This window comes from Mesorhizobium sp. Root552 (assembly GCF_001427285.1).
In the GTDB taxonomy this organism is placed as follows: Bacteria; Pseudomonadota; Alphaproteobacteria; order Rhizobiales; family Rhizobiaceae; genus Mesorhizobium.
Genome location: NZ_LMFV01000039.1, coordinates 1 through 8,891, shown reverse-complemented (window position 1 = coordinate 8,891; position 8,891 = coordinate 1). Strand labels below are relative to the sequence as shown.

Genomic DNA, 8,891 nt, shown 5'->3' with positions numbered 1-8,891 from the left:
TGCCATGCTTTCATCCGGCACTGAAATGACAGAGGCGGCTGTAGCTTGAAGCTGCCGATCTCCCCCCTTGAGGGGGAGATGGCCGGCAGGCCAGAGGGGGGGTGCTTGGCTATACATCCCGATCAGCAACCGGATCGAGCCTCCTCATCAAAAGGGGAGAGTAAGCGCGCTGGTGCCCAGAGTAGTGCCGCGATGTCACGGACATGGATCCCGGATATTCACTTCTCGCTCCGCTCGAAAGCGAATCCGGGATGACGAAGTGGAGGAGGCAGCGCTCCCTTGGCCGGGATAACGAAGCGGAGAGGTGGCACCAAGCGCTTCGCCATCAAGGGTGAACTAAGCCAGATCGAAGCGTGCGATGACCGGCACGTGGTCGGACGGCCGCTCCCAGCCGCGCGCTTCGCGCAGGATATCGTAGCCGGCAAAGTGCGGCACGAGATTGGGCGACGACCAGACATGGTCGAGGCGGCGACCGCGATCCGACGCTTGCCAGTCCTGCGCCCGGTAGCTCCACCAAGTGTAGAGTTTCTGTTCAAGCGGCACGTTGAGCCGCATCAGGTCGACCCATTCGCCGGCCTGCCGCATGGCCTCGAAATTGGTCGTCTCGACGGGTGTGTGGCTGACGACGTTGAGAAGCTGCTTGTGCGACCAGACATCATGCTCGAGCGGCGCGATGTTGAGATCGCCGACAAGGACGGAGCCCGATACCTCGTCATGCGCGGCGCGGATCGCCCGCATCTCCTCGACGAAGTCGAGCTTGTGCTTGAATTTCCGGTTGATCGCCGGATCGGGTTCATCGCCGCCTGCCGGCACATAGAAATTGTGCAGCAGGATGGAAGCGCCGTTGGTGCGCACGGTGACGGAAATGTGCCGGCTGTCTTCGATCTCGCAGAAGCGGCGCCGCTCGACCACTTCTATCGGTCGCCGCGCCACGGTTGCAACGCCGTGATAGCCTTTCTGGCCGTGGATCGCGATGTGCTCGTATCCGAGTTTGCGGAACGCCTTTTCCGGGAAAAGGTCATCGGGGCACTTGGTTTCCTGCAGGCACAAAACGTCTGGCCGGTGTTCTTCCAACAGGCGCTCGACCAACGGCATGCGCAGCCGCACGGAGTTGATGTTCCAGGTCGCGATCTTGAAAGCCATGCGCCATATTCCAATCGGGCGCATGGCAAGCGACAGTCAGCCGCCGCCGAATTTCCAGCGCCCTTGTGAGGGGATCGGGCGGCAAACTGCCAGCAGCGATGGTCAAAGACAAGCAGAGCCGCGGCTTTCAGCACGGCTCGCATCGATTTCCACAGGTTGGATCGAGGCTACTTCTGGCTCTGGCGCGAGTTGAGCTCGCGATTCGCACGGTAGTCGATGGCGAAGGTGTCGGCAGCGAAATTCACGCCCTGCTTGACGTTGAAGATCATCACCGTCGTGTCCTTGCCCTGCGCATCGGTGATCGTCCACTGACGCAGCTCATAGCTGTTCGGATCGAACATCATGGTGATCTTGGAATTGCCGAATACCGACTTGTCGGCCAGCTGGATGGTCGTGAGGTCGTCTTCCTGCTTGACGCTCTGGACCAGTTCGCCGGAAAGATCGATCCGGGTGTCCAGCAGCAGCTTGAGCGGCGTCTTGGACAACGGATAGAGATCGGAGGTTTTCAGCTTCCTGTTGAGGATGACCACCGAATTTCCGTCCGAAACGACCTGGAAATTGGACGGACCTTCATAGTTGAAGCGAATCTTGCCCGGACGTTCGAGGAAGAACTTGCCGCCTGTCTGCTCGCCCTTGGGGCCGAATTGCACGAACTCGCCGCTCATCGTCTTGACCGACGAAAAATGGTCCGCGATCTTCTGGGCCGCTTCCGGCACCGCCGCTTGCGCGGATGCCAGCAACCGGAAACCCGGCACGATGTTGAGCGCCGAAGCGCCGACAAATGCCAGCCCGAAGCCGAGAAGGCGGCGGCGCGTGAGGGCAAAATCGGCAACTGTCTCTTTGGTCATGCTCATCACTCTCGTCTCCTAGAGCGCCGTGCGTCTGGTCAGACGCACGAAGGGCGCTCCAACACCTTGATTGAGCACCGGAACAATCCGAAAACCGGATTCCACTTTTCGGTCCGATGCTCCGGCCCTTCTGTCAGTCTGATCGTCTTTCAGTTGGGCTTAAGTTTGGCGAGGCCGGAAAGTTCCTTGTTCAAAATTTGTCGTCGTCGGTCGGAACGAGAATTTCGCGCTTGCCGGCATGGTTTGCCGGGCCAACGACGCCTTCCTTTTCCATCCGTTCGATAATCGACGCCGCACGGTTGTAGCCGATGCCGAGACGCCGCTGGATGTAGCTGGTGGATGCCTTGCCGTCGCGCAGGACCACGGCAACCGCCTGGTCGTACGGATCGTCGGAATCCTCGAAATTGCCGCCGCCGCCAGCGCCGCTCCGGCCCGACGCATCTTCGTCGTCCTCGCCATCGTCTTCGGTTATGGCGTCGAGATATTCCGGCACGCCCTGCAGCTTCAGGTGGGCAACGATCTTCTCGACCTCGTCGTCGGAGACGAACGGCCCGTGCACGCGCTGGATGCGGCCGCCGCCGGCCATGTAGAGCATGTCGCCCATGCCGAGCAGTTGCTCCGCGCCCTGCTCGCCAAGGATGGTGCGGCTGTCGATCTTCGACGTCACCTGGAAGGAAATGCGGGTCGGGAAATTCGCCTTGATCGTGCCGGTGATGACATCGACCGACGGCCGCTGCGTCGCCATGATGACATGGATGCCGGCGGCGCGCGCCATCTGCGCAAGCCGCTGCACAGCACCTTCGATGTCCTTGCCGGCGACCATCATCAGGTCGGCCATCTCGTCGATGATGACGACGATGTAGGGCATCGGCTCGAGGTCGAGATGCTCCGTCTCGTAGATCGCCTCGCCGGTCTGGCGGTCGAAGCCGGTCTGCACCGTGCGCGAGATCTGCTCGCCCTTCTTCTCCGCCTGCGCGACCCGCTGGTTGAAGCCGTCGATGTTGCGCACGCCGACCTTGGACATCTTGCGGTAGCGGTCTTCCATCTCCCGCACCGTCCATTTCAGCGCCACGACCGCCTTCTTCGGATCAGTGACGACGGGCGTCAAAAGGTGCGGAATGCCGTCATAGACCGACAGTTCCAGCATCTTCGGGTCGATCATGATGAGGCGGCACTGCTCCGGCGTCATCCGGTAGAGCAGAGACAGGATCATCGTGTTGATGGCGACCGACTTGCCGGAACCGGTGGTGCCGGCGACCAGCACGTGCGGCATCTTGGCGATGTCGACGATGACGGCCTCGCCGTTGATGGTCTTGCCGAGCGCCAGCGCGAGCTTCGCCTTGGTCGTCTCGAAATCGCGGCTGGCCATGATTTCGCGCAGGTACACCGTTTCGCGCTTGGCGTTCGGCAGTTCGATGCCGATGGCGTTGCGCCCCGGCACCACGGCGACGCGGCAGGCAATGGCGCTCATCGAACGCGCGATGTCGTCGGCAAGGCCGATGACGCGCGAGGACTTGATGCCGGGAGCCGGCTCAAGCTCGTAAAGGGTGACGACCGGACCCGGACGCACATGGATGATTTCGCCCTTGACGCCGAAATCCTCAAGCACGCCTTCGAGCAGGCGGGCGTTCTGTTCGAGCGCATCCTTTGACAGGCTGGGATCGCGCACCACGTTGGGCGGGTCGGACAGGAAGTGCAGCGACGGCATTTCGAACGTCTGGGAACCGATCAGCGAGGTCTGGGCCTCGCGCTGGACGCGGCTACCCGGAGCGGGGCGCGGCGCTGGTGCTGCAACGCGTGTCGCCGCATCAGAGCGGAAATTCTGGACATGGGCGGCATCCGGACGATGGGCCGGCATCGGCTCGTCCGCGAAATCCATGTCGTCCATGTCGTCGCCACCGAAGACATCGACATCGTGCGGATCAAGCGAAGCGCCGCGATCGTTGACCATCGACGCGAAGAATTCGGGCTCGACGCGCGCGCGCCCGCCCCTGCTCATATGCGCCTCGGCCAATTCCTGGGATTCAACCCGTTCGGCGGCGCGGCGCCAGGCGCTGGAGCGCTGTTCCATCTCCGGCTCGAACTGCTCCGAGTGGTCGCGGCGGCGGGCGGCGCGGCGGCGCAGATAGGCCTTGAACGACAGCCACCAATGCGTCAGCGCGCCAAGCGCCAGCATGCCCTCGCCGTCGTCGTCATCCTCGTCCTTCTCGAAAAGCATCTGGTCGTTGTCGACGACTTCCGGCCTTTCGGGCTCTTCCATGACGGCAAAGCCGTTCTTGCGGGCGATCAGCGCGGAGCCGAAGGCAAACAGCCACAGCATCGGTGCGGCAAAGAGCAAGGCAAGGAAGCTGGCGAACAGGCCGGTGGGATAGCCGCCGACGAAAAGGCCCGGAATGTTGAGCACCATATCGCCGACGACGCCGCCAAGCCCGGTCGGCAGCGGCCATGTGTTCGGCGGCACCACGCAACCGGCGATCGCGGCGGCGAGCACGGCAAAGCCGAACCACGCCAGGCCGCGCTTGGGCAGGTTGTCGACGCCACGGGCCGAAAACAGCAGGAAGCCCCAGATGATGGCGGGAACCAGCCCTGCAACCGACGACAGGCCGAAGAACTGCATGGCGAGGTCGGAGAACACCGCGCCCGCATAGCCCATCGCGTTCGTCACCGTGTTGTCGGTGGCGTGCGAGAAGCTGGGATCGGCCACGTTCCATGTCGCCAGGCTGGCAATGCCGAAGGCGACGAAGGCAAACAGGCTGCAGCCAGCCAGCCGCCCGACCTGCCGGCGCGCGAACGCCTGCAACCCGCTATAGCCGGTATCTTCCAGCGCAAGCCGCGCAGTAGCCCCTGAACGCATGCATCTTCCCCGTCACTGAATGCTGCGCCGACATATGCTCGCAGGTCGGCGGACTCGCATGCCAGACTATCGGGGAGAAGGTTAAGGCTGCATTAACCATGGAGGTTTTGCGGCCCTTGAATTGCAAGGGGTTGAAGCTGGGGCGTTACCGCGCGTTACCGCTCCCGTTACCGGTACGTTCACGGCCCTGCAAACGGGCCTCGGCAAACCGGTCGGCTGCCTCAAGGACGGCACGGTCATATACCTTCTTCGTCGTCCGGGTGCCAGCATGGCCGGCGACCTTGGCGGCATCATCGAGCGACACGTTGCTTGCACGGCCTTCCGAGATACCAGACGCCCGAAGATCGCGAGCCCAAACATTGGTGGCGATCCCGGCAGCCTTGCGATCCTTGTTGAATCGCTTCCGCCAGTTCTGTTCAAGATAGGGCAAACCGGTGTCTGGCGATGCGATGACGGGGCCGCTGCGCTTTTCCACCGGCCAGTGCGCAAGTTCCTCCAGCACCATCGGTGCCTTGGTCAGCGGATAGAGGATGGTCTTGTGCGTCGTTTCCGCCGTCTTGGAAGGCGTGTATTCAAGCATCAGGTCCGGGCCGATGCTATCCCACGACAGGCCGAACCACTTTTCCTCCCGCTTCGCGTCGATCACGACGGACACGCCTGGCATGTCCAGCGGAACCCACTGGCCTACCACGTCCCACAGCCGCAAGACGGTTTCGAAGGCCAGCGCGTAGGCCAGCGCCATGATGGGTTCGCCGCGCGCATGCGCAGATTTGCGCAGGCTGATGACCTCTTGGGCTGACATGGACGTTTCACGTGACCGCGGTGCCGGCAGCTTGCGCCGCGTCTCCCGCAGGATCGTTGACAGTTCGACGCAGCCTGCGAACCGGAGCATGATCCCGAAGCTGATCGCGGCGTCCAGCACAGCGCGCGCCATCGCGGCGGCGGCAAGGTGCTTTCCCCCTTCTGACCACAGGTCATGCCAGTTGAGGATATCGACGCCGGTCACGTCGTTGAGCCGCACCGAGCCGATATGGCCACGAACGCGCCTGATGTAGTGGTTATAGGGCCTGCGGGACGAATGCTTGAGCTTCCGATATGGGCTGCGCTCATGCAGTTCGTAGACATCGAGCAAAGAGCGAATGGTGCCGTCGAACTTCAACAGGTCGCGCCGGTAGCCTGTCCGCCACAACAGCATGTCAGCCTGGAGCGATGCGCACTTGGCCGCGAGCATTTCCGGCTGGTCCGCCAGATGCTTCAGGTTCACGGTCTTCGGCTGGTAGCCGTTCTTAACGTCCGCCTCGTCAGCGACCCAAATTGGCGATGGGCCGCTGGCGAGCTTACGCCATTTTAGCCCCGGTGCTTTGACGGTTTCCATGCATTGACATCCTCTACTCCACGCGGGGCCGCGGCTGAACGGTCGTTGCCCCCAAGGTACTCGTCATAGAAGCGGGCGACCAACTTGACAGGCCGTCCGCCGTGGAAGGCATCAATAGGCGGGAAACCTGGCTTGGATGCAAGAGTCGGCAAGCGTTCCCGCATCCACTTTTCGGCCATATCCTTACCAACGATGGCCTCCGCAATCTGCTGATCCGTGGCAAACATCGGCAGATCATCGAGCCTCAAGGGAAGGTCGGGCCGCTTCATCGGCCCATCTCTCGCAGGATCGAGGCCCCGACGCTGAACACTGCAACCAGAATGATGCTTAGTATAGCGCCGGGCGTCTCAAGCCGTCCCATGAAGGCCGACGAGAGAACGCAAGCCATCGAAATTGCTGAACACAGGGCATATCGCTCAGAGGGTTTCATTGCCCTGCCCTCGCGCTGAACCAGATCCACAAAGCGCAGATCGACAGGCTGACGATGGAGCCGAGTAGCATTTGCTCGACTGGACGCATCGGGAGGCGGGCCGGTGCATCTTCCTTGATTTCAGGCGCGACCAGATCGGCAACGAGGCCGGCACCGCGCATGATCAGGATGGCGATGGAATAGCGGAACGGCTTCATTTGCCACCGCCTTTTGCACTCAGGTGCTTTACGATGTCGCTAACGCGGTTCGCTATCCCGTTTACGTGTTCCCTTACTTCCAAGAGATAGCCTTCGGAGTCCGTGTCGTTGCCGAGAGCAAGCCAGACCACCCGGAGTTCGTCCCTGACTTGGGCGAGTTCATCTATGGGATTGTCAGATACGGTGCTGGCCAACTTCATTTCGCACCGCCTTCGCCCAGGAGCGAGCGTAGGAACCGGTCAAGAGCCCAACCATCATCGGCGTCAACGCAGTTGCGCAGCGTGTCGTGCGGCTGCGGGTTGTCGAGGAAGAACCGCGCCTTCAGGCGCGCATCCTCTATCGTCTGGCAGGGATAGTTGATGATGGCGTCTTCTACCTTGCAGTAGACGTCCCATTCGGCGGGGCAGTCGTCGTCATCGGAAGTGGCAAGAAATGCAGCCCGAGCAGCGGCGAAGGCGTCGATCAGTTCGTGAAGGGAAGCGCTCATACTGCACCGCCTTCCTGGCATTTGACGCCTCCCACAAGGTGTACTGCAAAACTGGTGAACCACGCGGCAGGGTCACCGTCACCTGTCGCGCGATGATGCTCCAACAGGTAGGCTACGCCGCGCTTCAGTTCCTCGATAGACGAATATGGATGCTCGATGATCTGCCCAATTGCGGCAGCGGTCGCATCGCTGGCTTCGCCCTGCGCTTCTTCGGCTGCGGCTTCATCAGCCGTGCCAAAAGCTTTGTCGGTGACTTCGCAGGCCGCGTCGAGAGCGGCCCATGATGCCTTGTGTCCTTCAATGAGGGCATCAATTGCAGCGTAGTCAATGGCCGCTACAAACGCTTTGGCCTCGGCAATGACATCGTCGGGCGCGCAAAAATCGCCGTTGTCTGTTCTGACCAGGAGCTTGGCAGCGAAGTCGCGAAGCGAAGCCGCAGGCAACGCTATCATGGACTTGTCGATCTTGCGGCAGTCTTCAAGCAGACCTTCCGCAATTTCCTCATCAAGCGACAAATCGCTGGCCTTGAGGGACTTTTCTTCCCATTCGCGGAAGGCCGTCATAATCGGGGAAGCACTCATTTCGCGCCCCCTTGTCTCGGCTGTACGTCTTCAAGCGCCGAAAGCAGTTCGCAGGCGAGGTCGTCGGCCAATTCCATTGTCAAGCTAAGCGCGCCGGTAACCTGCTCCCGATAATTTCCATCTCCAACATTTTCGAGGGACCTTGCAGCGCGTTCGCAGACTCTAAGGAGCGCGCTAAGCTTGTAGCCCTTGCCAATGATAAGCGGCTCTCCGAGGTAGTCCTTCTGGTCAAAGGGGTTCATGATGCGCCCCCATTCGACAGCACCCACGAACGGCGCGCGTTCTGGTATTGCTTCTCCATATCCGGGCATTCGACATCATCGAGAAAGAGTTGAATGATCTTCAACTCGGTCATGGCGGCGCAGAGCACGCTAAACAGAGCCTGCGCTACTGAACTCGACAGGCCCTTGCCGTCTTCCATTTGATTGGCGACGGTTTGGATCATCATCCGAGCCGAGAACAGGTCATCGTTCGGCATCTGGCTTGGGAAGGGGATTGGGAAGTCGAGGGGCTTGCTCATGCTGCACCACCTTTCCCAGCTTCTTCGCTATCATCGATCTGGTCGCGCTCGTCGTCCGGCAGCATCGACCGAAGCAAGTTCTCGACCTGCCAGTCTTGGAGGCAGCCACGCTTGCGGTCGTGGTATTTGCGCAGGTGCCGAGCCTTCGCGGCAAGCTCATCCGGGTTGCAGGCCGGGAAATAGCAAACTTCGGACAGCGTATTAGCTTCAATTTCGTTTGCCGCGTCATATACCGCCGTCTCGTCTTCGGTGGGGTCCCGGCCAAGGACGCTCGGGTCAGACAGATAGCAGACGCTATCGAAATAGGCGGCGGCGGCATCGTGACGCTCGATAGTGCGGCGTAACAAGCCGCTGATTTCAGGCAAAGCTCTAGCGGTCGCCCGCGTGGCGTCGTTCGTGTTCATGGGGATTTCTCCAAACTGGATCGGGGGAGCGCGGGCCAGCCGCGCCGTTGTT

The 8,891-nt window shown here is 61.3% G+C and carries 11 protein-coding genes; all 11 read right to left on the bottom strand.

Annotated features, from left to right (window positions below; genetic code table 11):
- Positions 1 to 336 precede the first annotated feature (336 nt).
- Complete coding sequence (locus ASD50_RS14810; protein ID WP_056242740.1) at positions 337 to 1,143, bottom strand: exodeoxyribonuclease III; 807 nt, start codon at positions 1,141 to 1,143, stop codon at positions 337 to 339.
- Positions 1,144 to 1,310: 167 nt separating this feature from the next.
- Positions 1,311 to 1,997 (bottom strand): outer membrane lipoprotein carrier protein LolA, encoded by a 687-nt coding sequence (locus ASD50_RS14805; protein ID WP_056242738.1) that lies wholly within the window; start codon positions 1,995 to 1,997, stop codon positions 1,311 to 1,313.
- Between the two features lie 184 nt (positions 1,998 to 2,181).
- Positions 2,182 to 4,845 (bottom strand): DNA translocase FtsK, encoded by a 2,664-nt coding sequence (locus ASD50_RS14800; protein ID WP_056242735.1) that lies wholly within the window; start codon positions 4,843 to 4,845, stop codon positions 2,182 to 2,184.
- 145 nt (positions 4,846 to 4,990) lie between these two features.
- Complete coding sequence (locus ASD50_RS14795) at positions 4,991 to 6,220, bottom strand: hypothetical protein (RefSeq protein WP_056242733.1); 1,230 nt, start codon at positions 6,218 to 6,220, stop codon at positions 4,991 to 4,993.
- Positions 6,193 to 6,489, bottom strand: coding sequence for a hypothetical protein (locus ASD50_RS14790; protein ID WP_056242730.1), 297 nt, complete (start codon positions 6,487 to 6,489; stop codon positions 6,193 to 6,195). The genes ASD50_RS14795 and ASD50_RS14790 overlap by 28 nt, the downstream gene beginning before the upstream one ends.
- Positions 6,490 to 6,646: 157 nt before the next feature.
- Entirely contained in the window at positions 6,647 to 6,847 is a 201-nt protein-coding gene (locus tag ASD50_RS14785) for a hypothetical protein (RefSeq protein WP_056242729.1), read from the bottom strand.
- Between the two features lie 196 nt (positions 6,848 to 7,043).
- Positions 7,044 to 7,334: a hypothetical protein gene (locus tag ASD50_RS14775; protein WP_056242725.1), complete on the bottom strand. Its 291-nt coding sequence runs from the start codon at positions 7,332 to 7,334 to the stop codon at positions 7,044 to 7,046.
- Positions 7,331 to 7,915 (bottom strand): hypothetical protein, encoded by a 585-nt coding sequence (locus tag ASD50_RS14770; protein WP_156465115.1) that lies wholly within the window; start codon positions 7,913 to 7,915, stop codon positions 7,331 to 7,333. Before ASD50_RS14770 ends, ASD50_RS14775 begins: the two co-directional genes overlap by 4 nt.
- Positions 7,912 to 8,157 carry a hypothetical protein gene (locus ASD50_RS14765; protein WP_056242721.1) on the bottom strand — a complete coding sequence of 82 codons (246 nt, stop codon included), beginning with the start codon at positions 8,155 to 8,157 and terminating at the stop codon, positions 7,912 to 7,914. Before ASD50_RS14765 ends, ASD50_RS14770 begins: the two co-directional genes overlap by 4 nt.
- On the bottom strand, positions 8,154 to 8,435 hold the full coding sequence (locus ASD50_RS14760) for a hypothetical protein (protein WP_056242719.1): 282 nt from the start codon (positions 8,433 to 8,435) through the stop codon (positions 8,154 to 8,156). Before ASD50_RS14760 ends, ASD50_RS14765 begins: the two co-directional genes overlap by 4 nt.
- Positions 8,432 to 8,891 (bottom strand): hypothetical protein (locus ASD50_RS14755; protein ID WP_210168933.1); only part of this gene is annotated, 460 nt, incomplete at its 5' end. The genes ASD50_RS14760 and ASD50_RS14755, both read right to left, overlap by 4 nt.